General features: G+C 63.0%; 19 protein-coding genes and 1 riboswitch. Of the genes, 7 read left to right on the plus strand and 12 right to left on the minus strand.

The features are described 5' to 3' along the window. Window positions 1-2: 2 nt before the first annotated feature. The 7 genes from BN2154_RS14375 to BN2154_RS14405 all read right to left on the minus strand — a co-directional run bounded on the left by BN2154_RS14375 (window position 3) and on the right by BN2154_RS14405 (window position 11091). Window positions 3-1832, minus strand: coding sequence for an ABC transporter permease (locus tag BN2154_RS14375; RefSeq protein WP_050619434.1), 1830 nt, complete (start codon window positions 1830-1832; stop codon window positions 3-5). 109 nt (window positions 1833-1941) lie between these two features. Continuing rightward, a complete protein-coding gene (locus BN2154_RS14380; protein WP_050619435.1) occupies window positions 1942-3339 on the minus strand; it encodes a hypothetical protein in 1398 nt (465 codons plus the stop codon). Between the two features lie 416 nt (window positions 3340-3755). Beyond that, window positions 3756-4571, minus strand: a complete 816-nt coding sequence (locus BN2154_RS14385; RefSeq protein ID WP_050619436.1) for an EFR1 family ferrodoxin — start codon at window positions 4569-4571, stop codon at window positions 3756-3758. A 60-nt stretch (window positions 4572-4631) separates the two neighbouring features. Further along, window positions 4632-5924 (minus strand): permease family protein, encoded by a 1293-nt coding sequence (locus tag BN2154_RS14390; RefSeq protein ID WP_195892364.1) that lies wholly within the window; start codon window positions 5922-5924, stop codon window positions 4632-4634. A 252-nt stretch (window positions 5925-6176) separates the two neighbouring features. After that, window positions 6177-7721: a 4-hydroxyphenylacetate 3-hydroxylase N-terminal domain-containing protein gene (locus BN2154_RS14395; RefSeq protein WP_050619438.1), complete on the minus strand. Its 1545-nt coding sequence runs from the start codon at window positions 7719-7721 to the stop codon at window positions 6177-6179. Window positions 7722-7794: 73 nt separating this feature from the next. After that, entirely contained in the window at window positions 7795-9096 is a 1302-nt protein-coding gene (locus BN2154_RS14400) for an acetyl-CoA hydrolase/transferase family protein (RefSeq protein WP_050619439.1), read from the minus strand. A 231-nt stretch (window positions 9097-9327) separates the two neighbouring features. Further along, window positions 9328-11091 (minus strand): sigma 54-interacting transcriptional regulator, encoded by a 1764-nt coding sequence (locus tag BN2154_RS14405; protein ID WP_050619440.1) that lies wholly within the window; start codon window positions 11089-11091, stop codon window positions 9328-9330. 302 nt (window positions 11092-11393) lie between these two features. Further along, a riboswitch (FMN riboswitch) is annotated at window positions 11394-11508 on the plus strand. 151 nt (window positions 11509-11659) lie between these two features. On the opposite strand from BN2154_RS14405, the gene ribD reads away from it, so the two are divergent. The 7 genes from ribD (at window position 11660) to BN2154_RS14440 (ending at window position 17385) form a co-directional block, all read left to right on the plus strand. Further along, window positions 11660-12766: a bifunctional diaminohydroxyphosphoribosylaminopyrimidine deaminase/5-amino-6-(5-phosphoribosylamino)uracil reductase RibD gene (gene ribD, locus BN2154_RS14410; RefSeq protein WP_050619441.1), complete on the plus strand. Its 1107-nt coding sequence runs from the start codon at window positions 11660-11662 to the stop codon at window positions 12764-12766. After that, window positions 12747-13403 (plus strand): riboflavin synthase, encoded by a 657-nt coding sequence (locus BN2154_RS14415; protein ID WP_050619442.1) that lies wholly within the window; start codon window positions 12747-12749, stop codon window positions 13401-13403. Before ribD ends, BN2154_RS14415 begins: the two co-directional genes overlap by 20 nt. A 12-nt stretch (window positions 13404-13415) precedes the next feature. Next, on the plus strand, window positions 13416-14615 hold the full coding sequence (locus BN2154_RS14420; protein ID WP_050619443.1) for a bifunctional 3,4-dihydroxy-2-butanone-4-phosphate synthase/GTP cyclohydrolase II: 1200 nt from the start codon (window positions 13416-13418) through the stop codon (window positions 14613-14615). Between the two features lie 18 nt (window positions 14616-14633). Further along, window positions 14634-15101 carry a 6,7-dimethyl-8-ribityllumazine synthase gene (gene ribH, locus BN2154_RS14425; RefSeq protein WP_050619444.1) on the plus strand — a complete coding sequence of 156 codons (468 nt, stop codon included), beginning with the start codon at window positions 14634-14636 and terminating at the stop codon, window positions 15099-15101. A gap of 230 nt (window positions 15102-15331) precedes the next feature. After that, on the plus strand, window positions 15332-15775 hold the full coding sequence (locus BN2154_RS14430) for an RNHCP domain-containing protein (RefSeq protein ID WP_050619445.1): 444 nt from the start codon (window positions 15332-15334) through the stop codon (window positions 15773-15775). Further along, complete coding sequence (locus BN2154_RS14435; RefSeq protein WP_050619446.1) at window positions 15772-16383, plus strand: GNAT family N-acetyltransferase; 612 nt, start codon at window positions 15772-15774, stop codon at window positions 16381-16383. The genes BN2154_RS14430 and BN2154_RS14435 overlap by 4 nt, the downstream gene beginning before the upstream one ends. A 114-nt stretch (window positions 16384-16497) precedes the next feature. Further along, window positions 16498-17385: a helix-turn-helix domain-containing protein gene (locus BN2154_RS14440; protein ID WP_050619447.1), complete on the plus strand. Its 888-nt coding sequence runs from the start codon at window positions 16498-16500 to the stop codon at window positions 17383-17385. 49 nt (window positions 17386-17434) lie between these two features. Here the strand turns inward: BN2154_RS14440 and BN2154_RS16595 are convergent, their stop codons facing one another. The 5 genes from BN2154_RS16595 to BN2154_RS14465 form a co-directional block, all read right to left on the minus strand. Next, window positions 17435-17662 carry a hypothetical protein gene (locus BN2154_RS16595; RefSeq protein WP_050619448.1) on the minus strand — a complete coding sequence of 76 codons (228 nt, stop codon included), beginning with the start codon at window positions 17660-17662 and terminating at the stop codon, window positions 17435-17437. A 152-nt stretch (window positions 17663-17814) separates the two neighbouring features. Further along, entirely contained in the window at window positions 17815-19848 is a 2034-nt protein-coding gene (locus BN2154_RS14450) for a GH25 family lysozyme (protein WP_050619449.1), read from the minus strand. A 106-nt stretch (window positions 19849-19954) separates the two neighbouring features. Further along, a complete protein-coding gene (locus BN2154_RS14455; protein WP_050619450.1) occupies window positions 19955-20449 on the minus strand; it encodes a hypothetical protein in 495 nt (164 codons plus the stop codon). Window positions 20450-20571: 122 nt separating this feature from the next. Then, entirely contained in the window at window positions 20572-21804 is a 1233-nt protein-coding gene (locus BN2154_RS14460) for a [Fe-Fe] hydrogenase large subunit C-terminal domain-containing protein (protein ID WP_050619451.1), read from the minus strand. A gap of 94 nt (window positions 21805-21898) precedes the next feature. Further along, a complete protein-coding gene (locus BN2154_RS14465; RefSeq protein ID WP_050619452.1) occupies window positions 21899-22681 on the minus strand; it encodes a peptidoglycan recognition protein family protein in 783 nt (260 codons plus the stop codon). Window positions 22682-22742 lie beyond the last annotated feature (61 nt).

The raw sequence follows: 22742 nt of genomic DNA on the forward strand, positions 1-22742 counted from the left end.
GTTTAACCTCCTATCCCTTTGTCCAGGCTGGCGCCGGTCACTTTGTTGACAAGGGTGTTGCAGATGAGAATGGTGACGATCAGGATCAGATTGATGCCGCTGGAGAAGGCGTATAGGCCCATCTCGTCGAAGTAGTCCAGCGTGGTGGAGAGGATGAAGCCCTGCACGCACAGCAGCATAAACAGGCTCAGCTCCCGCAGACAGGTCATGAAGGGCAGCAGGTAGCCGCTGATGATGGAGGATTTCTGGATGGGGATGATGATGCGGGTCATCCGTTTGATCCAGGGCACATTCTGGATGATGGCCGCCTCCTCGATCTCGCCGGAGAGCTGGAGCATGGAGTTGAGGCTGGAGCGGCTGGCAAAGGGGATGTACTTGATGGTGCCTGCGAGAATGAGCAGCGTGTAGGTGTTGAACAGGTTGATGTGCTCGTTGGAAAAGAGGATAAAGAAGGCGGCGCCCACGGCAATGGAGGGCATCAGATAGGGCAGGAAGGCCACCGAATTGACGTAGTTGGCCCACTTGCTCCGTCGGTTTTTGGCCACAGCGTAGCCAATGAGGGTGCCGATGGTGCCTGCCAGCAGGGCGCAGGAGACCGACACCAGAATGGTGCCCCGGAAGGCCCGCCAGATGGTCTCATTGTGGAGGATACCCTTCTGGCCGTACATGCCGTTTTCGGTGACGTTCTCGCTGGTGACCCACCATTTGGTGGTCAGGTTGCCGGCGTCCCCCGTGTAGAGGAAGGAGTAGTCGCCGGGGTTGGGCAGGAAGGTCTCGAAGGCGAAGGAGACGATGGGAAAAATACTGGTGAAAAAGGTGAGGACCACCAGCACCAGGGCGATGACGTATTTGCCCGCCCGGCCCAGGTTGATCTTGGAGGTCTGCCCCGACTTGCCGGTGACGGTGGTGTAGCTCTTGCGCGAGCGCAGAGACATCTGGTTCATCAGCATGATGGCCACGCCGAACACCATCATGACGATGGCCAAAATGCTGGCCTCGCCGGTGTATTTGGAGTTCATGGACACATATTTGGTGGCCAGGGTGGTGAGTCCCAGGTAGTGGGGCACCGGATAGGAGCCCATAGAGGAGCCGAAGACCAGCAGCACCGTGGACAGGATGGCGGGCTTGACCATGGGCAGGGTGATCTTGCACATGGTCTTCCACTTGGGAGTATCCAGGATGGTGGCGGCCTCCTCCAGGTTGGCGTCCATGTTGCGGAAGATGCCGCCGATCAGGATATAGGCGAAGGGGGCGTAGTGCAGACCCAGCACCACCAGACTGGGGAAGAGCCCCTTGCACCACCACAGGGGCATGTTGATCCCCAGGGTGGCAGCCAGCAGCCCGTTGGAGGTGCCGGTGACGGCGTTGGAGTTGAACAGGTTCTGCCACACCACGGCCAGGGTCCACTGTGGCATGATGTAGGGGAAGATGAAGATGGAGCTCAGGTACTTGCGCCAGGCCAGGTTGGTGCGGGTGACCAGAAAGGCGAACAGGCCCCCGTAGAGGATGGAGACCACGCAGGTGCCCGCCGCCAGCCACAGGGTATTCAGCAGCGGCGTCCACAGGTTGGTCCGGGCCAGGCGGCTGGTGAACAGGTCGATGTAGTTGACCAGGGTGTAGCCGCTGGCCTTGCCGGTGAGGTGGGCGTCGATGGTGCCGGCGTGGATCTTGAAGGTGTCCTCCACAATGGCCACGATGGGAGCCACGGTGGTGACGGTAAGCACGATGCCCATCAGCAGCAGGATGACGTTGTGGGGCTTGGAGAAAAAGGTCCTGAGCTGATTGAGCAGGATGGCCGGCCGGCCGGCGGTCCGGGTGGACGACGGATTCATAGGGCGTTCCTCCTTCGTGGAAGCTGGAAGAAAAGGCGCCCCTGGATGCGGTACAGGACCCCGATCCAAGGGCGCTCTTATCTCATGGGGCGGCGCCGGAGCCCCTGGTTCAGCCGGCGCTGTACTTGGTCAGCATCTCGATCCAGCTACCCACGGTAAAGGACACGCCGGCGCAGTACTGGGGGTCCTCCAGGACCAGCTTGCCGTCGGTGGTCCACCAGTCGTAGCCGTGGTCGTTCTTGGCGGGGTAGGTGTCCACGCCGTCCACATAGCCGCCGGTCTCATGCTGATAAGTGGCCTCGGTGGCGGCGGCCACGTTGGGATTGGCGGAGTAGCCGCCCATGTCCTTGCCCCAGGCGGAGAAGCCGTCCTCGGTGCAGGTCATATAGGCGATGAAGGCGCAGGCGGTCCAGGGCAGGGGGGAATTGTCGGTGACGAAGAGGTAGTGGCAGTAGCCGTAGCCGCCGATGCCCTGATAGCCGTCCTGATAGGCGGCCACGTTGATGTTGTTGACGGACACGGAGGAGGACTCCTCCACAGAACGCAGCTTGGAGTATACCAGCAGTCCGAACTGGTCGGTGGCCGATTGATCCACCAGCGTGTTGCAGATGGGGCCGTCGTCGGTCTGGGCGTTGTAGGACTCCACCCACAGCTTGATCCAGGCCAGGGCGTACTTGCCGTCGGCGCCCAGCCCCAGGTCGGCGGCCTCGGACTCCATCTCGTTGATGACGGGCTGGAAGTAGGCCTGCTCGTCGGCGGACAGGGCCTCGAAGGACTCCTTCAGCCAGGCGGCATAGTCGTCACGGGTCAGCATATACAGGAAGTTCTTGCCCACGATCTCGGAGTCGATGTCCATGAACAGGCCGTGCTCACCCTCGGCCACAAAGTCCCAGCAGTTGTCATAGGTCTTGGAGCCGGTGTTGTTATACATAAAGACCTTGTTCAGCGTCTGCAGAGGCAGATAGCCGGTGTAGTCGGCGGCGGTGGTGCCGTTGGCGTCGGCCCAGTCCTTGGGGATGAAGGTGTCCAGCACGCCGGTCTGGACCATCTTGCTCTCGATCTGGTTGCCGTCCTGGATCAGGGTCATGGCAAAGGTGCCGGTCTCCTTCAGGGAGTCGGCGGTGAGCTGATCGAAGATCTTGTTGTTCTTGGGCTGCTGCCACTCAAACTCCATGGAGTAGGAGGGGTCAATGGTCTTTAAGTAGTCGATGAACAGGGGCAGCGCGCTCTTGCCGCGGCTGGAGTTGCCCACGCCGTAGAACATTTTGCCGTTGGATTCCTCGATGGCCTTCTTGGCCAGCTCCTCCAGCGTCATACCTTCGGCCTCGGCAATGATTTTCTGGGTGGGGGTGAGCTCGGCGGACTCGCCGCTTTCGGGGGTTCCCTCCGGGGTCTGGGGGGCGGCAGGAGCCGAGGCGCTGGGGGAGGGGCTGGAGGCGCCGCCGCAGCCTGCCAGCAGGGCGCACAGCATGGCCAGGGTCAGAATGACTGCAAGAAACCGTTTCATGTGAATCCTCCTTTAAGATAATTGAGCCTGCGACGCGGGAGTCAGGCGATTTGACGAAAAGAGAGCGAGCAACCGCGTCCTTCTATGTCTATTTTATACGTTGGTTTTGCAAAGTACCACTGGACAAATCTGCGGTTATTTGTGAAATCCCGGCTTTTTTAAGCAATGGGACGAATCAACCGGGCTGCCGATGGACAAAATAGGCGGTTATGCACAACGGCGATTGCGGGTTGCCCTCCCTCCGGCGCCCATCGGAGACGGGCGTGGCAAGAGAAGCGCTCCCCAGCCCAAAAAGCCGGGGAGCGCTTCTCTTGCGTTTGGAAGGAGCTTTGAACCTCCGGAAGGGGAGACCGGAGGCGCCAGGGGTATTGTGGAAAAAACGTGCAGGCCAGACCCAGGAGCGCCGGGGCGGGCGCTCAGACGAATACGGTGGGCTCCGCCCGTCGGGCGTAGGTCGTCTCCAGATCGTGCTTGTGGTATAGGTAGCTCTCGTCGTCGTAGTACCGGGCCTCCACGGGACATTTTTTGATACAGGCTCCGCATTTGATGCAGATGTTGATAAAATTCCGCACGTCCGCCGGGTCGATGGAGCCCATCGGACAGATCTGGGCGCAGTAGCCGCAGTCGGTGCAGGTGTCCCGGGTCTTGGGGCGCACCTTGCGGATGTCGATGGGGTTGCCGTCCTGATCCCGGGGCTGGTAATAGCCGCCCAGCGGTCCCTCGTTGTCCAGCCGTACCGGGGAGATGACCTGGCCGGTGCGCAGGACGGCAAAGATGCGGCGGGCGAACTCCGAGGCCACAGACAGGTCGGCGTAATCCGGCCTGCCCTTTCCCAGGGTGTAGGAAAAGGCGTGCTCGCCTACAAAGGCGCCTGCCGCCACGGTCTGGAAGCCGCGGAGCTCCAGCAGGTTGCGCAGCTCTTTCAGGGCCTCATCGTAATTGCGGTTGCCGAACAGGACCACCGGCACTGCCTGGGCGCCGTTTCCCTCCAGGGTGTTCAGGTACTTGAGCAATACGTTGGGGACGCGGCCGGCATATACCGGCACGCCGAATACCACCAGATCGGATTTCAAGAAGCGTTTTGCCTCCTGCCGGGCCGGGGGCAGTGTGAAGTCAAAATACAGCACCGGATGCTCGATGGGCTTGGCAAGGTGCTCGGCAAGGTGGGTGACGATCTTTTCCGTAGTGCCTGTCGGGCTGAAGTAGGCTGCCCAGACACGTTGAATTTCCATTTGATACACTCCTCTCAATGCGTTCAGAATGCCTTGGGCAGTCGTTTGGCGCAGCGCAGTTTACAGGTCTTCCTCTGCTATGGTGGCCAGCACGTCCGGTACGACTTCTTCCGTCAGAACATCCTCGGGGGACTCCGTCCCCATTGTCTCTTCTTCGTACTTCGCATTTTTGAATGCACCCATGATGAGGCACAGGCCCAGGCCGACGCACAGGCCCCAGGTCGCGCCCTTGGTCGCCAGGAAGATGGCAGTAATGCCGGCAATGGACATCTCCAGTCTGGTCTTGCACATCTCAATGGAGAGATAGAAGCAGCCCCACGCCTGTACCGTCATCGTAACGCTCATGGCCACCTGCAGACCTGGCTTGAACAGGCTGACAAATCCCATCCATATGGTGCCGATCATCAGCGTGCAGTTCATGGACCATAGTCCGCCAAAGAGACTGTCCATATCCTTCCGGCCGTGCTTATACCGCTCCAGGATGGACATATGCGTAGCGCCCCAGAGGGGACCGCTCAGCACCGCGCCGTAAGGAGCCACCAGGGCCAGCAACAGGTTGCGGAAACCGCAGATGATATTGGTGCGGTTGCTGTCGTAGTTAAGGAACTCGTCCTGGCGCACTGCGTCAGCTTCATTGATAACCGCCTCGGCAAAGACAAAGTCGCCAAAGGCAATGATATAGCAGGTGATGGCCATGGGGATGGCCTTGACAAAGGTCGAAAGGGGCGGGAACCCCAGCCCAAAGATGGTGTAGTTCTGAATGAGCTCGGGAACGCGGGAGAGATCGATGAAGCTGAAGTCAAAGGTGGGCAGAGGCACGGCCTTGGTCGCATAAGCAATGATGCATGCACCAACCAGACCCGGGAGCATCCCAAACTTGGCGATGAGCTTCAGCCCCTTGTTTGTATGGACCCGGTGGAGGAAATAGGGGGCGAACATGGTAATGAATGCGATGGCCATACCGCCAAGGACCGCGATTTCTATGCCCTTCATCCGCGTCCCCGCCACACTCATGACCGAGGACACGCCGGCACCCAAGACGATGCCGATGCGCAGGGGGCTGGGGATGATACGCACGACCTTTTTGCCCAGGCCCGTGATGCCAAGGACGAAGAAAATCAGCGCCATCAGAAGGCCCAGGGCAATGGTGGCGTGGATGCGCTCCGGGCCCGCGGCAAAATTTGCCACGCCCCATGCGCCGATCAGAGGGATGGCCGGGGTGATCCACCCGGCTGACACCGGGTCACCCAGGCAGACGTGCACATTGTACAGCAAGCTGTTCAGGGTGACCATGATAATGGCAAGTTCAAAAGGAATGCCCAGCATCTCCTGGTGCGCGGTGATGGAACTCATCGGAATAGCGATCAATAAGAATCCCTGCAGAAGCTCCGGAATTTCCGGCTTGAAATGGACAAATGGAATCCGTAATTTGAAGATGCCCATCTTAATATGCGGCTGTTCCTGTCCGTCGATGCGATAATATGCCATGAATACACCTCCGTTTGATTCGACTGCGTCACTTCCATTCCTGTTTTTGGTGAAAAGCCATGCGGCCGGGCCACAGTATCCGCTGCGGCCCGGCCACGGAGTTGGGGAGGAGGGTGATTACTCGGCCTTGGGCAGATCCAGGGTGGTGCAGATGCGGCCTTCCCGCTTGCCGATGTCGCTGATCAACTCATCGCACTTATCGGGGTCCTTGATGATGCCGGTAGCCACCTTGACCATATCCTGAAGGTGATTCCAGTCGGTGTAGGCGCGGGCCATGACGGTGGAAGCCTCCTGGTTTCCGCCACCGTGGAGGGCCATGGCCGTCCAGTTGGAGCCGCGGACCATATGCTCGATGAAGCGGGTGGCGCGGAGGCGGTCAAAGGCGTCGTAGTTGGGGTTGCCGGGGTTGAAGGCGGCCTGGCAAATCTCGCCCACGCCGGCGGAGCGCATATCCAGCTCGGAGGGAGCGGTCTCGCCAAAGCCGGCGATGATGTCGCGGGCGTAACGGACGGCCTCGAAGGGCATCTTGGTGCAGTTGTACTTGCAGGTGTGGGACAGCAGCGGGTTGGGAATCCAGAAGCCGCTGGGATGCTTGAAGCCTTCGATGCCGGAGGCCAGGGACAGGGCGTAGACCGTCTCGGCGGTCATGGCCATCTCGGTCAGCTTGGTCTTGATGTGACCGGCCTTCTGCACGCCCACCATCTCGGTGATGAGACTGGCAGCACCGCACAGCGCGGAGACGCCGCCCGCCTTACAGCCCCCGGCGGTCAGGCGGTGCACCGCTGTGAAGTAGCTGAGCAGCCGGCCCACGTACTCGGTCTCGCCGCACATAAACACGCGGTCATTGGGGACGAACACCTTGTCGAAGTAGACCAGGGCCTGGTGGTCCGCGTAGGGCTTGCCCAGGTCGATACCCTCGATGTCGCCGCCCACTTCGAAGAAGCGCTTATCCTGCGGGGTGCGGCCCAATACGAAGGTGAGGCCCGGAGTGTCGGAGGGGATGGCGCACGCCAGCGCAAAGTCCTTCTCCTCGGGCTTCATGTTGGTGGTGGGAACGATGATGATCTCGTGGGCGAACAGAATGCCGGTCTGGTTGCACTTATAGCCGCTGACGACGATGCCGTCATCCCGGATCTCATCCACGTGGATGTAGCTGTCCTTATTGGGCTGCTTGTGGGGCGGGAGGGTCCGCAGGCCCTTGACGTCGGTAACGGTGACGGTGCAGCTCAGGTCGTTCTTCTGCACATAGTCCAGGAAGTTCATAAAGCGCTTGTAGTAATTGGTGCCCAGGTCATGGTCCATGTCGTAGGTGCAGGGACCCAGACCGGCAAACGCCTCGGAGCCGGTGCAGCGGTGAGTGCAGCAGCCGATGACCTCGGCCAGGGCGCGGGCGGCGCGGGTCTTCTTGTTGGCGTCGGCAGGGGAGGCCAGAGGGGCGTTGTAGATGCTGACCGTCTCGCCGTTCAGGGCGGACTTTGTGGTGACCAGGTCCACCCAGTCGGGATGGCTGTGGAGCTCATAGACCTTGGAGATTGCGTTGAAGCTGGCCGCCAGTGGGGGGAATGCGGTGAGATCGTCAACCTTCTCCCCCAGGAACCACACGTTCATGGGCTTTCGGGCACGGATGCTGGCTTGGAACTGTTCCCTTGTCATGATCGCCATAATAAAATCCTCCTTTATATTTGTATATCCATACGGATACGGTCAACACAGTCGGGTGGGCGGTGAGATGGGGTCATACGATGAGGTGCATTTTCTGGGCGGCGCGGGTGAGTTCCTCGCGGAAGTTGGGATGTGCAATGCCGATGAGGGCCTTGGCGCGCTCGGAGCAGGTCAGCCCCTTCAGGCGGACCATGCCCTGCTCGGTGACGATGTAATCCACGTCGTTCCGGGTGGTGGTGACGCAGGAGCCCTCCGTGAGGACGGGCTTGATCTTGGAGATGGTGTCGTTCTTGGCCGCGGACTTGAAGGCCAGGAAGGACTTGCCCCCCTTGGACGCCGCGGCTCCACGGATGAAGTCCACCTGTCCGCCGGCCCCGCTGAAGTTCTTCGGCCCGATGGTCTCCGAGCAGACCTGACCGAACAGGTCGATCTCCATGCAGGAGTTGATGGAGATGACGTTGTCGTTCTGCGCGATGACGAAGGGGTCGTTGACGTAGTCCACAGGCAGGAACTCCACCCCCGGGTTGTCGTCGATGAAGTCATAGGTGCTCCGCGCGCCGAAGGTGAACGTGACGATGGTCTTGCCCCGGTGGATCTTCTTGCGGTCATTGGTGATGACCCCGGCGTTGGTCAGGTCCACGATGCTGTCGCAGAACATCTCGCTGTGGATGCCCAGATCCCGTTTGTCCATCAGGGCCTGGGCCACGGCGTTGGGGATGCCCCCGATGCCCAGTTGGAGGGTGGCCCCGTCGCAGATCTCCTGGGCGATCATGCCGCCGATGATCTGGTCGTCCTTGCTGATGGGGGCGGGGGGCACCTCGGTGATGGGCAGGTCGCTTTCCACCAGCGCATCCACTTCCGAGATGTGGATGTGGCTGCCGAAGGTGCGCGGCATGGTGGGATTGACCTCCAGAAACAGGCGCCCGGCCTTTTTGCGGATCTCGCTCAGATCGGCGGCGGTGCCGCAACTGAAGTACCCATGCCGGTCCATGGGCGAGACCGTGCAGTAGAACACGTCCGGCCCCTCCAGCACCTGCTTCCACAGTACGGGCACCTGGCTGTAGTGGCTGGGCAGGTAATCAGACCGCCCCTCCCAGATGGCCTCCCGGTCAAACCCGCTGACAAAGTGGGAGACGTGCCGGATGTGGGCTTCCATTCCCGCCGCCATGTACTTCTGGTTCCGCATGGGCAGCAGCAGGTAGTGCCGGATCCCCGTCAGCCCCTCCCGCTCCGCCCGGTCCGCCAGGGCGTGCAGGATGGCGATGGGCTCCGTGATCTGTCCGTTGCTCAGGCAGATGTCCCCCGCGTGGAAGAGCTTGGCGACTTCCTCCGGCGTCTTACGTTTCTCCTGGTACATCTTGGTCCAACGATCCATCGTGACCCTCCTTTCAATTTGCCTTTCTGGTCTGTCCGTTGGGTTCTGTTCTCTGCCCATAAAGATAAGCAACCCCCGTGCCAAGTTTAAAAACCGGAAAAAGTCCCTGTTTGCAAGGGGTGTCCAAAAAAAGCCCGTTCCCTGATTATGCATTTCTGCATCAGGGAACGGGCCATATGGAAGAAAAAGGTGCGGATATTCAGGGCTTTTGACAGGGTATGCGCAAACGCATCAGCGATGCAGGAGCGTTCCCATCTTGCGGGAGACGGTGGATTGGTCCACGCCGAGGACCTTGGCGATCTCCCGGGTGGTGGTGTATTTTTCCTGGGCGTGGCAGAGGAGCTGACTCTCCACCTGCTGGATGGCCTCCTTCAGCGGCATGATGCCGTGGACCGTGACCTGGCAGGCGCTGACCTCGGCGCCGGACTGCCGGTAGCGGGGCGGCAGGTCCTCCGGGTAGAGCACGTCCCGCTGGACCAGCACCACCATGTTTTCGATCAGGTTTTCCAGCTCGCGGATATTGCCCAGCCAGTCCAGGGAGCGCAGGATCTTGCCCAACTCCATGGACAGCTCCTTGTGCTTGCTGTACTTTTGGTTGTACTTCTCGATAAAGTGGACGGCCAGGGGGATGACATCGTCCCGCCGCTCCCGCAGGGGCGGCACCTCGATGTTGATCACGTTGAGCCGGTAATAGAGGTCCTGCCGGAATTTGCCCTCCTGGACCTGCTGCCAGAGGTCCCGGTTGGTGGCTGCAATGATGCGCACGTCCACATGAAGCGTCTTGGTGCCGCCGATCCGGGTGACCTCTCCCTCCTGGATGACCCGCAGCAGCTTGACCTGCAGGTCCAGGTCCAGCTCTCCGATCTCGTCCAGGAACAGGGTGCCCTCATTGGCCAGCTCAAAAAAGCCGGCTTTCCCCCGGCGGCGGGCGCCGGTAAAGGCCCCGTCCTCATACCCGAACAGCTCTGACTCAAACAGGGACGCGGGGATGGCCCCGCAGTTGATCTTGATGATGGGCTTGTCCCGGCGGTTACTGGAGCGGTGGACCTGGTTGACAATGACTTCCTTGCCGGTGCCCGACTCTCCGGTGATGAGCAGCGTGGAATCTACCTGGGAGATGGTCTTGATGGTGTCCATGATATGCTGCATTTCCTTGCTGTGGACCACGAAATCCGCACCGGGGGCATTCCGGCTCTGGATGAAGGTCAGCTCCCGTATGTAGCCCTCCGCCACCATGCGCTGGTGCTCCAGACGGCTTTGCAGGTCGTTTAGCTCGGTGATGTCCCGAATGTTTACCACCACGGAGGTGAAGCTGCCGCAGATGTCGAAGGCGGGGGTACCGGTGGCAATGAGCCGTTTCCCCTTCTGCTCCAGGACCACGGTGGCGGTCTCCCTGGTCTCCAGGACCTTGAGGGCCGCCGAATCCAGGTACAGGCCCTCGGCGATGAGCTCCGTGACGTTCCGGCCAATGACCTCCCGCCGGAGGACTGAAAAAGCCCGCTCAAAAGCGGCGTTGACCCGGATAACGACGCCTTGGCTGTCGGTGACCAAAATGCCGTCGTGAGAGGACTCTACGAAGATGTTGATCTCCTGAAGCAGGCTGTTGGTCACGTCCAGCTCCTGCATGATGCAGTTGGAGTGCATGGATTCGTGCAGGATAAAAATGGTGCCCCGCCGGACCCCGTCGATCACCCACGGGTGGACGTTGCAGACCACCTGCCTCCCCTCCAGCTCGATGATGTAGCGGCCCTTCCCGCTGATGAGGTCCACCCGCTCTGCCATCGGCTCGGAAAAGGCCTCAAAACGGGTAAAATACGCGCGCTCCGGATCAATGCCCAGTCCATGGAAAAAATTCCGGGCGGCGCAGTTGCAGTGGATCAGTTGTCCATTGCCGTCAAACACAAGAATGCTGCAAAAAATGGTGTCAAGAATTGCCCGGTAGCCATCTTTGATCCCGTCAACACCTACGGTAAGATCCAATGCCTCCTCGTTCATGCCGTCCTCCCTCCTTGAATGACGCCTGTTGGTTGTAACACGTTCTGGGCGGCAAACTGTGGGCTGCCTCCAGACCGGATGTGCGCAGACTAATTTTATTATAGTAGGAGGACCTGGAAAATTCAAGAATCTTCGCCGAATGGAAAGAACTGCCGCATCCATCCACGTTCTGTAACCGCGTCTCTGCCGGGGCCGACCGCCTCAGCTCGCCCGGAAGGGCAACGGCCGCCCGTGGTCCTGAGCCGTCTCAAACCCGGGCTTGACAACCGGGACGTATGCGCCTATAATGCACTTAATTGAATCAGGATCTTCAGGGCGGGGCGCAGTTCCCCACCGGTGGTATAGCCCACGAGCCGTAAGGCATGATTCGGTGAAATTCCGAAGCCGACCGTACAGTCGGGATGAAAGAAGATCGTGTACCGCAGGAGTTATCACGCCTGTGCGCATGGATTTGCTCTGGAATGGCTGCATTCCGGAGTTTTTTCTTTCCATGGGCGGGGTGTTTCCGTGGTCCCGTCGTGCCTTGAACCATCCGTTCAAGGCATTTTTTGTTGCTTGGAGGCGGACCATGAAGGACAGCGACTATATGCGTCTGGCCCTGGAGCTGGCACAGCGGGGCCAGGGCTGGACGTCCCCCAACCCGATGGTGGGCGCCGTCATCGTCAAGGAGGGCCGGATCATCGGCCGGGGCTGGCATGCCCGGTGCGGTGCCCTCCACGCCGAGCGCCACGCCCTGCAAAACTGCGCGGAATCCCCCCAGGGGGCGGTTCTGTACGTGACGCTGGAGCCCTGCTGCCATCACGGCCGGCAGCCCCCCTGCACCGAGGCGATCCTGGCGTCCGGGATCGCCCGGGTGGTGGCCGGCTCCGGCGACCCCAATCCCCTGGTGGCGGGCAAGGGACTGGAGCTCCTGCGGAAAAACGGCGTGGCGGTGGAGACCGGCGTGCTGGAGGCCGAGTGCCAGGCCCTGAACCAGGTGTTTTTCCACTTTATTCGGACCCGGCGGCCCTATGTGGTCATGAAATATGCCATGACCCTGGACGGAAAAATCGCCACCCGCACCGGGGCCTCCCAGTGGATCACTGGGGAGGCCGCCCGGCGGCGGGTCCATCAGGACCGGCACCGCTGCACCGCCATTCTGGCGGGGGTGGGTACCGTGCTGGCGGACGATCCCCTGCTCACCTGCCGGATGGAGGGAGGCAAAAATCCCCTGCGGGTGATTTGCGATACGCGGCTGCGCGCCCCCCTGACCAGCCGGATCGTTCAAACGGCCCGGGCCGTTCCCACCATCCTGGCCACCGCCTGCGGGGACGCGGCCCGGCGCGCCCCTTACGAGGCCGCCGGATGCCGGGTCTGGGTCCTCCCCGCCCGGGACGGCCATGTGGACCTGGACGTCCTGATGGAGCGGCTGGGCGCCGCGGACATCGACAGCGTGCTGCTGGAGGGCGGCGGTACGCTGAACTGGTCGGCGCTGGAGGCTGGAATCGTCCAGAAGGTCCAGGCGTACATCGCCCCCAAGCTCTTCGGCGGGGCGGAGGCCCCGTCTCCGGTGATGGGGCGGGGCGCAGCCCTCCCCGCCCAGGCCGTACGGCTGAAAAACACCGTCGTTACCCCCGTCGGGGAAGATTTTTTATGGGAAAGCGAGGTGGACGGCCCTGTTTACGGGAATCGTTGAGGAGATGGGCGTAATCCGCGCCATCCGGCGGGGGGCCCGCTCGGCGGTGCTCTCCATCGGCGCGGCGGCGGTGCTCTCCGACCTGAAGCTGGGGGACAGCGTGGCGGTGAACGGCGTCTGCCTGACCGCCTCCGGTCTGGATGACACAGGCTTCACCGCCGACGTCATGCACGAGACCCTGGACCGCTCCTCCCTGGGGAGCCTGACCGTCGGCAGCCGGGTGAACCTGGAGCGGGCCATGGCGGCGGGGGGCCGCTTCGGGGGGCACATCGTCTCCGGTCATATCGACGGCACCGGCCGCCTGGCCGCCCTCCGACGGGACGACAACGCCGTGTGGTACACGGTGGAGGCCGCCCCTTCCCTGCTGCGGTACGTGGTAGAGAAGGGCTCCATCACCATGGACGGCGTCAGTCTGACGGTGGCCCGGGTGGAGGCGGACCGCTTCTCCGTCTCCCTCATCCCCCACACCGCCGCCGTCACCGTGCTGGGGCGCAAGCGCCCCGGCGACGTGGTCAATCTGGAGACGGATGTGATCGGCAAATATGTGGAAAAGCTGCTGCTACCCCGGCCGAAGGCCGAAACGGACCCGCCTGCCGGCGGCATCACCCTGGACTTTTTAGCCCGAAATGGATTCTAAGGAGGAACCGTCATGTTTCCGTACAACACCATTGAAGAGGCCCTGGAGGAGCTCCGGCAGGGGCGTCTGATCCTGGTCACCGACGACCCGGACCGGGAGAATGAGGGGGACCTCATCTGCGCCGCCCAGTTCGCCACCACGGAGAACGTCAACTTCATGGCCACCCACGCCAAGGGGCTCATCTGCATGCCCATGTCGGCGGCGTACATCCAGAAGCTGCAGTTTCCCCAGATGGTCTCCCACAACACCGACAACCACGAAACCGCCTTTACTGTCTCCATCGACCACGTCTCCACCACCACCGGCATCTCCGCCGCCGAGCGGTCGGTCACCGCCCTGAAGTGCGTGGAGGAGGACGCCCGGCCGGAGGATTTCCGCCGCCCCGGCCACATGTTCCCTCTGCTGGCCAAGCCTCACGGCGTGCTGGAGCGCAGCGGCCACACCGAGGCCACGGTGGACCTGTGCCGGCTGGCAGGGCTGAAGGAGTGCGGGCTGTGCTGCGAGATCATGCGGGAGGACGGCACCATGATGCGCGCCTCCGAGCTGCAGCAGAAGGCAGCGGAGTGGGGGCTGAAGTTCATCACCATCCGGGATCTGCAGAGCTATCGCAAGCGCCACGAGAAGCTGGTGGAGCAGGTGGCCGTCACCCGGCTTCCCACCAAGTACGGCGACTTTACCGCCTGCGGCTACCGCAACAGACTCAACGGCGAGCACCATGTGGCTCTGGTCAAGGGGGAGATCGGGGACGGAGAGAACCTCCTGTGCCGGGTCCACTCCGAGTGCCTCACCGGGGACACCTTCGGCTCCCGGCGGTGCGACTGCGGGGAGCAGCTCGCCGCCGCCATGACCCAGATTCAGCAGGAGGGCCGGGGCGTGCTGCTCTACATGCGGCAGGAGGGCCGGGGCATCGGGCTGCTGAACAAGCTGAAGGCCTACGCCCTCCAGGACCAGGGTCTGGACACCCTGGAGGCCAATCTGGCCCTGGGCTTCGCCGGAGACCTGCGGGAATACTTCATCGGGGCCCAGATCCTCCACGATCTGGGGGCCAGGACCCTGCGGCTGCTGACCAACAACCCGGACAAGGTCTATCAGCTTGCCGACTACGGACTGGAGATCGTGGAGCGGGTCCCCATCCAGATGGAGGCCACCCAGGACGACCTGTTCTATCTGCAGACCAAGCAGCACCGCATGGGCCACATTCTGAATTATTAAACGCAGGAGGAAAAACACATGAACATCTACGAGGGCAAGCTGGTATCCGAAGGCATCAAGGTGGGCGTGGTGTGCGCCCGGTTCAACGAATTCATCGTCTCCAAGCTGCTCAGCGGCTGCGAGGACGCCCTGCTGCGCCACGGCGTGGACGCCGCGGACATCTCAGTGGCCTGGGTGCCGGGCGCCTTTGAGATCCCGCTGATCGCCTCCAAGCTGGCCCAGAGCGGCAAGTACGACGCCGTCATCGCCCTGGGCGCCGTCATCCGGGGCTCCACCAGCCACTATGACTACGTGTGCAGCGAGGTCTCCAAGGGCCTTGCCCAGGCCTCCCTGAGCAGCGGGGTCCCCGTGCTGTTCGGGGTGCTCACCACCGACACCATCGAGCAGGCCATCGAGCGCGCCGGTACTAAGGCCGGAAATAAGGGCGCCGAGTGCGCGCAGGGGGCCATCGAGATGGTCAATCTGATCCGCGCGCTGGAGCGGTAAGGGCGGCACGAGCATTTTCCACTTGCATCCGGAGGAATTCTGCGGTATGCTGAAGAGGCGCGGAGGCGGCAGCGCCGCCGCGCGGCGGCTGAATCAACGAAACAAAGGAGTATGTTTTTGAATTATTTCTACTGTGATTTGGAGCGTGTGGCAAGCCGGGAGGTTTGCGACTGACGCTCTCCGCAATCCTCCCAAAAGGAACTCAAATCACTTTTTGGAGGATCATCACCATGAACCGTGAACACAAGCGCAAGCAATACGAGACCGGTTACTATAAGACTCACCCCTGCCGCGAAGGCTTTACCTGCAAGGTCTGCGGGCGGCCCGTGACCCCCGCCGGGGCGGGCAGCGACCACCGCAACCACTGTCCCAACTGCCTTTCCAGCCTCCATGTGGACGTGGAGCCCGGAGATCGGGTCTCCGACTGCGGCGGCATCATGGACCCCGTGGCCGTCTGGGTCCGCAGGGGGGGCGAGTGGGCCGTCATCCACCGCTGCCGCCGCTGTGGCGCCCTCTCGTCCAACCGGGTGGCCGCCGACGACAACCCCATGAAGCTGATGAGCATCGCCATGAAGCCCCTGGGTCACCCCCCCTTCCCCCTGGAGCGCATCGAGGAGATGACCGCGCTCATGGGCGGAGACGGCTGCCTCCGGACTGTAGGAGGGACGCCATGAACATCCGTCTGGAGGAGCCCCGCGACTTTTCCGCGGTAGAGCGCCTGACCCGGGAGGCATTTTGGAACAAGTACCGTCCCGGATGCTCGGAGCACTATGTCCTGCACCAATTCCGCAGCCGTCCGGAATTTGTGCGTGAACTGGACTGCGTGCTGGAGGAGGACGGACAGATTGCCGCCCATATTATGTACAGCCGCGCCGAGATCGCGGCTGACGACGGGCGGACCATCCCCATTCTGGTCTTCGGTCCGGTCAGCGTCCATCCGGAGCGCCAGGGCCGTGGGCTGGGCAGCAAGCTGATCCGCTTTACCCTGGAGAAGGCGCAGGCGCTGGGCTGTGGAGCCGTAGCCATTACCGGCGATCCGGGCTATTATGCCCGCTTCGGCTTTGCCGGCGGTCATTCCAGGGGCATCTACTATGCCGGCCTTCCCCGTGGGGAGGAGGCGCCCTTCTTCCTGGTCAAGGAGCTGCGGCCCGGATTCCTGACAGGCGTCACCGGCACCTACCGGGACCCGGAGGGCTACCGGGTGGCGGACGCCGATGTGGACGCCTTCGACCGGACCTTTCCGCCCAAGGAAAAGAAGAAATTGCCGGGGCAGCTAAATTAGCTGCCCCGGCAATTTGCGCAAGAATGGCGAAACCCGCCGTGCGTTTGGCAAGAAACGTCGAGCCTTCCTGCGCGGGATGCCGTAGAATAGCCATACCCTGGAGGTGGTGAGAGGATGACGGAACAGATCCTGGCCGTACAGCGGATGCAGGAGTACATCGAGACCCATATGGACGAGGCCATCACCACAGCCGACCTGGCGCGGGTGTCCCGCTTCTCTCCGTGGCACTCCTACCGCCTGTTCCACCAGCATACCGGCCTTACGCCCGCCGACTACATCCGGCGCCTGCGGCTTTCCCAGTCGGCGCTGCGCCTGAAACGGGAGAACTGCCGGGTGATCGACGTGGCCTACGACCTGGGCTTCGGCAGCGTGGACGGCTATCAGCGGGCCTTCCTGCGGGAGTTCGGCTGCAACCCCGGCGCTTACGCCAGGCAGCCCGTTCCCATTCCTCTCTTCATCCCCTACGGCGTCAAATTTCGGGCATTGCGAAAGGAGTCAATCGACATGGAACCGATACGAAGCGTTTTTCTTCAAATCATCCACAAGCCGGAGCGCAAGGTGATCATCAAGCGCGGCGTCCAGGCGGAGGACTATTTCCCCTACTGCGAGGAGGTGGGGTGCGACGTATGGGGGCTGCTGGCCAGCATGGATTCCCTGTGCGGCGAGCCGGTCTGTCTGTGGCTGCCGGATGCCTACAAAACCCCCGGCACCTCCACCTACGTGCAGGGCGTGGAGGCGGCCGCCGACTATGAAGGGCCGGTGCCGGAGGGCTTTGACGTCATACGCCTGCCCGCCGCGGACTATCTGATGTTCCAGGGCGAACCCTTCCGGGAGGAGGACTACTGCCAGGCCATCTCCGCCGTCCGGCAGGCCATGGACCGCTATGATCCTACGGTCATTGGCCGGGTGTGGGACCCGTCCAGCCCCCGCATCCAGCTTGAGCCCCGGGGAGAGCGCGGATACATCGAGCTGCGGGCCGTGAAGGCCAAACAGGACCGGTAAGTCGGCCGTCCTCCCACTGGAGGCGTAGGGCGCTCCTGTTTCTGGTCAGTCAGTGCATCACTCTGTTCGGCTCCCCCCTGGTGCAGATGTCCATCGTCTGGTATGTGACTCTGGAGACCTCCTCCGGCGCCTGGGTGGCAGCCTTTACTGCCAGAAGTTGCCCTCTGCCCTGGCCCGGGTCAACCCCCGAATCAGGCACCACGCACCGCGATACCGCTGGCAGCCAAACGAAGTTCTGCACCGTCAGAACGCCGATGCAGCCCAATACGATCTCCACTGCGATTCCTCCTTTGTCTTTTTACGTTCCGAGTAGAGCGCCAAACGGATAAGGATATCGTTTGGACTGCCCTGCCCCCATTAAGGTTGCATAAACCCATGACAAAAGGCCCTGGGACCATAGGACCCCAGGGCCTTTGCCATGCAGGCGCGCTACGCGCCGAACCAGAGATTCATATCCACATTCCCCTGGATGCCGTCCACGCTTCCCTTGGAGGTATACTGCCACATCTGGAAGTGGTAGTAAAAGGTGGGCGCCGCCTTGTCATACTCGGCAAACCAGAAAGGATAATCCATTACGCGGCTCAGGTCGTACTTGACATAGCCCGCGTAGGAGGTGAGGTAGATCATGGGGGTGTAGCCCGCCTCCTCCACCAGCTCACAGAAGGCCAGGGCGCACCGGCACAGGGTATCGGTGTCCAGACCGTAGGTCCGGGCCTCGCTCTTCCCCAGCGCCTCCCAATCAAAAACCACGGGGCCGGTCAGCGCATAGCCCCGGATCTTGTCCAGCACGAACCGGGCCTCCTCCTCGGCCTCCTTCACCGTAATGGCCTGGGAGAAGAAGTACACCCCCACCTCCAGGCCGGCGTCCAGGGCCCCCTGGAGGTTCTGTTCGAACTTCGTATCGGCGTAGAGACCGCCCTCGGTATAGCCGCGCCCGCCCACCCGGAGGATGGCAAAATCCACGCCGTCGGCCTTGACCCTGGCCCAGTCGATGTCGCCCTGGTAGGAGGACACGTCCACTCCCAGGCGGGTCTCCCCGGCGGCATACTCCATCACGCTGCCCTTCCGGCGGAAGGCCGCCGGGTCATAGCCGTTGACAGGCACGCCCTCCAGCACGTCCACCGTATAGGCGCCGTAGGTGATCTGGGCCTTGCCGGTCTCCCCGGCCCGCAGGCAGTTCACCCGCCAGATCAGCGCGCTGAGCTCCGCCCGGCGGATGCCGTCGGCAGGCTTGTAAAGGCGCCGGCCGTTCTCCTCGCTGCCCTCCAGAATCCCCCATTCGTACAGGGCCGTCACCGAAGCGTCGTCAGCGTCGGCAAAGGGGGACGGGCCCGAAGCGGGGGCCAGCCCCAGGGCCCCGGCGGTCAGCCGAGCCACCGTCAGGCGGCTGACTGTCCCGTCCAGCTCGGCCAGCTCCCCGGCGGTGAGCAGTCCCTCGGTCCGGGCCAGGGCGGCATAGCCGCTGCTCCAGTGCCCCCCGGCGGGAGCCTGCTCCTCATATCCCGCCGCCAGCAGCACCAGCTTGAGGGCCTCCCCCAGGGTCACCGAGCCGGATGGGTCAAAGGTGCCGTCCGGATAGCCGGAGACGATGCCCTGCCCGCTGAGGGCACACACATAGTCGTAATACCATGCCCCGGCATCCAGGTCGGGGTAGGGGCTCTCGGCCGGGCCGAGCTTCCGCCACAGGGCCTCCACCGTCCCGCTCTCCCCCGCGGGCATGCCGGCCAGCAGAGCGCCCCCCTCCGGCCTGCGCCAGCCCTCCAGGGCATAGCCCTCCCGCCGGGCGTCGGGGAAGGCACCGTAGGGCTGGCCAGCCTGGTAAAACATCACGTCGCTGGCCATCTCTCCCTCGCCTGGGTCAAAGACCAGATAGGTGAAGTTCCCGGCCGCCTGTCCGCTGTAGTCCCCCCAGAGGAACAGGGCGGCCTCCTCCATGCGCCGCCGGGCCAGGCCTTTTACCACCTGTCCCCCGGCGTGGCACCAGACGCCGAAGGCATTGACGGTCTCCAGCGTGTCGTATGTATCCCCCGGCCCCGCCAGCAACTCCGCCAGATCGGAGCTGCCGGACAGCCAGCCGGTGCCCAGGCTGTAGGTGAAGCTGACCAGGGCGTCGAACTGGCTCTGGCCCACCGTCCGGCCGTGCTCCTCCAGAAAGTCCGCCACCGCCGCCGCGCAGACGGCGGCCGCCTCCCGCAGCAGCCGGTCGGCCTCCTCTTCAGTGATGCCTTCGGCATAGGCCCCGGCCTGACACTGGGTGCCGTAGCCCACGTACCAGTTGGTCCCGTCGGTGTAGGGGGTCTCGGAAAAGCTCTCCCGGGCCTTGAGAAAGTCCGCTCCCGCCTGGCTGAGGGCGCCGGGTCCCTCGGGCCCGGCAGCCAGGGCGGGGACGGCCGCGGGGAGGAGCAGGGCGAACAGGAGAAGCAGGGCGGGGATGCGCCGGAAGTGCGTGCGGTCGTGTGTCATGTGTCGTTCCTTTCTCTGCAATTGCGCGAATCTCTGACGTTCCTGTTCAGAATAACACAAGTTTCATCCGCCCGTCAACCGGGCTCGGAGGCCCTGCTGCTCCCCGCTATTTTGTGATATCGACGCCCCGGTCTCCCACCTGAACGCTTCCATCCTCCAGGGAAATGTATGGCGAGAATTCCACCGTTTCCGTTTCCCTGGTTAAGCAGATCGTCGCATCCGTGAAAATGTCGCTGACATTACACTGGAGGATGAATGGCCGGCACGCCATCTCCTCATAGATCAGGGTAGTCCCCATCGTCTCGATGTCGTTTCGGTACAGACGCACCTCCATGTCCGCATACCTCGGTATGATCAGATAGTAGTCTCCCTTTGACAGGTAATGGACCGGCAGATTCACGTCGTCCAGATAGTTCTCGGTATAGAAGGCGAGATCGTTGATCTCCCCATACCCCAGATATGCCACGGCATAGAGTTGATCCTCCTGAAATGGAATGGACGCGGTTTTGCTCCCTTCGGAACCGGAGTCGGGGGCGGCCCTGCACCCGGTCAGCGCCAACAGGCAGAGCAGGGCCGCGATCCATGCGGTGTGTTTCTTCATTTGTCGAGCCTCCCATCGCGGCCTTTCGACCGGCCAACATCCTTCCTCGCGTGTTGCAACTCATTATAGGGTATTTGCAGATGGATTGCAAGGCGGGGTCCGACGCCGGGACGGGCGGCGGATCAGAACCGGCGGAGAAACAGGTCGCTCTCCTCCAAAAAGGCGTCCACCGTCTCGAATCCCAGGCGGCGGAGCAGCTCCGGCACATAGGGGTTGTCCAGCGGGGTGGGGTATTCCGCCGCCTGCCCGTAGCGGTCCACGTTTTTTCGGCCCGTCTCCCGGTCCAGGACGGCCCTGGGTCCCCCGACGCAGCCGCCCACGCAGCCCATACCCTCGAAGAAGTTGGCGCTGCGCTCCCCCTTCCGGAGCTCCTCCATCATGGCCCGGCAGGCGGGCACGCCGTCGGCCTGCCGGGTACGCACCTGGATGCTCCGATCCGGGCGGAGCCGCTCCACGGTGGCCCGCACCGCCTCGCTGACGCCCCCCGTCCGGGCGTAGATCCGCCCCGCTCGGGAGGAGTGGTCCCGCTCGGCCTCCTCCATCGCGGCGGGATCCATACCCGCTGCGTCAAAAATGTCCTGCATCTCCTGAAAGGTCAGCACATAGTCCACCGCCCCCCGCAGGTCCGGCTCCCGGGCCTCCGCCTTCTTGGCCAGGCAGGGCCCCACAAAGACCGTCAGCGCGTCGGGGTGGAGGTGTTTCACCGTGCGTCCGGCGGCGATCATAGGGGAGACTGCCCCGGGGACATGGGGCATGAGCTGATGGTACACCTTCCGGATCATGGCGATCCACAGGGGACAGCAGCAGCTCGTGAGCTGAAAATCCGCCTCTGTGCAGACGTTGCGGTCGAACTCCAGCGCCTCCTTCAGGGTGAGCACATCGGCAAACAGCGCCACCTCCACCATACCGGAGAAGCCCAAGGCCTTGAAAGCGGAGCGGAGCCTGCCCGGTGTCACCTCGGCGGAAAACTGGCCCAGGAAGGCCGGGGCGATGAGGGCGTAGGCCGGTCCCGTGGCGTGCTTGAGGGCGTCCAGGGCGGGGAGCACGTCCCGGCTGGCGGTGAGGCGGCCCGAGCGGCAGGCCGCGATGCAGGCCGCGCATCCGGCGCAGCGGTCCGGGTCCACGGTCAGCTCCCCCTTCTCATCCCGGACGATGGCGTCGAACAGGCAGGCGGCGGCGCAGGGGGCCTCCCCCTCCCCACAGGTACACCGGCCGGTCCGCCACACCGGCGGGTGCGCCTCGGGGTGGAGCAGGCAGTCCAGCTCCCCGGGGTCCGCTCCCTCCGGGTCGGGCACACCATTGCCGGTGACGGCGGATTTCAGCAGGGTGCGGTACAGCTCTTCCAAGGTGGACATGGCGTTTCGCTCCTTTTGGTGATCTGGACCCTTAGCATGTGCAGGTCCGAAGCCGTCTATTCCATATTCTGGGGCACGAAAGCAAAACCCCCTGTCACTCCAGCAGCCCCAGCCGCTCCAGCGCCAGGGCGGCCTGCTCCCGGGTCAGGGCGGTGCGGGGCTTGGTACCGTCGAACACGCCCCGGGCCTCCGCCCGCTCCCACGCGTCCCTGGCCCAGCCGCTGGCGGACTCCTTCTCCGCCCGGGCGGTATACTCCGCCATGGCCCTGGCAAACATGGTATCAAATTGCTCCTGTGTCATGGATTCCTCCCCCTCTCCCCGCAGCGCCGCCCGCACGTCGCCGCGCAAATCGTCCATACGCTTGCCATGTCTGGGAAACCAGTGGGCCACGTCGCCGTGGTTGCTGGCGATCCCCCTGGCATACCCCTCGGAATGGTCCAGGATGTCCTCCATGGGGTCCAGGCCGTACCGCCTGCACAGCATGGCGCACAGCTCCACCGCATTGCGATAGACGGCGGCGAAATAGCCGGCGTTCCGCTCCGCGTCGTAGCCCACCATGGTACCGCCCCGGTAGGTATGCCCCGCAGGCTCCAGGATCTCAAAGCTGATGTGGGTGTTGTTGGCCGAGGTCCCCCCGGCCCGGGGCGTGCCCGCGTGCCAGCCCCGCCGGTCCCAGGGCAGAGTCTGCACCACACCGCCGGTATGGACGAAGGCGTGGACGCAGGCGTTCACGCCCGGCCGGTCCCAGCTTTTGAGAAAGACCTCCACGTCGGGCTGGGCCACCCCGGTGGAGTGGACCATGATCCCCCTGGGTACGATGGTCCGCCCTGCCTGATAGCAGTCGTTTTGGGTCAGAAAATGCTGTGTCAGTTTCAATTTGCTCCCCTCCTCACCCCTTCCGGGTCCTTCGGTGCGGGGTTGCACCTCTCCGTCCCCC

Source organism: Intestinimonas massiliensis (ex Afouda et al. 2020) (assembly GCF_001244995.1).
Classification (GTDB): domain Bacteria; phylum Bacillota; class Clostridia; order Oscillospirales; family Oscillospiraceae; genus Intestinimonas; species Intestinimonas massiliensis.

Excerpts from the sequence above, each read along its gene's own strand:
- BN2154_RS14450 (WP_050619449.1), bottom strand. The coding sequence starts at position 19,848 with ATGACACACGACCGCACGCACTTCCGGCGCATCCCCGCCCTGCTTCTC.
- BN2154_RS14385 (WP_050619436.1), bottom strand. The coding sequence starts at position 4,571 with ATGGAAATTCAACGTGTCTGGGCAGCCTACTTCAGCCCGACAGGCACT.
- BN2154_RS14395 (WP_050619438.1), bottom strand. The coding sequence starts at position 7,721 with ATGGCGATCATGACAAGGGAACAGTTCCAAGCCAGCATCCGTGCCCGA.
- ribH (WP_050619444.1), top strand. The coding sequence starts at position 14,634 with ATGAACATCTACGAGGGCAAGCTGGTATCCGAAGGCATCAAGGTGGGC.
- BN2154_RS14460 (WP_050619451.1), bottom strand. The coding sequence starts at position 21,804 with ATGTCCACCTTGGAAGAGCTGTACCGCACCCTGCTGAAATCCGCCGTC.
- BN2154_RS14390 (WP_195892364.1), bottom strand. The coding sequence starts at position 5,924 with ATGAGTTCCATCACCGCGCACCAGGAGATGCTGGGCATTCCTTTTGAA.
- BN2154_RS14435 (WP_050619446.1), top strand. The coding sequence starts at position 15,772 with ATGAACATCCGTCTGGAGGAGCCCCGCGACTTTTCCGCGGTAGAGCGC.
- BN2154_RS14405 (WP_050619440.1), bottom strand. The coding sequence starts at position 11,091 with ATGAACGAGGAGGCATTGGATCTTACCGTAGGTGTTGACGGGATCAAA.
- BN2154_RS14430 (WP_050619445.1), top strand. The coding sequence starts at position 15,332 with ATGAACCGTGAACACAAGCGCAAGCAATACGAGACCGGTTACTATAAG.
- BN2154_RS14455 (WP_050619450.1), bottom strand. The coding sequence starts at position 20,449 with ATGAAGAAACACACCGCATGGATCGCGGCCCTGCTCTGCCTGTTGGCG.
- BN2154_RS14380 (WP_050619435.1), bottom strand. The coding sequence starts at position 3,339 with ATGAAACGGTTTCTTGCAGTCATTCTGACCCTGGCCATGCTGTGCGCC.
- BN2154_RS14420 (WP_050619443.1), top strand. The coding sequence starts at position 13,416 with ATGTTTCCGTACAACACCATTGAAGAGGCCCTGGAGGAGCTCCGGCAG.
- BN2154_RS14375 (WP_050619434.1), bottom strand. The coding sequence starts at position 1,832 with ATGAATCCGTCGTCCACCCGGACCGCCGGCCGGCCGGCCATCCTGCTC.
- BN2154_RS14440 (WP_050619447.1), top strand. The coding sequence starts at position 16,498 with ATGACGGAACAGATCCTGGCCGTACAGCGGATGCAGGAGTACATCGAG.
- ribD (WP_050619441.1), top strand. The coding sequence starts at position 11,660 with ATGAAGGACAGCGACTATATGCGTCTGGCCCTGGAGCTGGCACAGCGG.
- BN2154_RS14400 (WP_050619439.1), bottom strand. The coding sequence starts at position 9,096 with ATGGATCGTTGGACCAAGATGTACCAGGAGAAACGTAAGACGCCGGAG.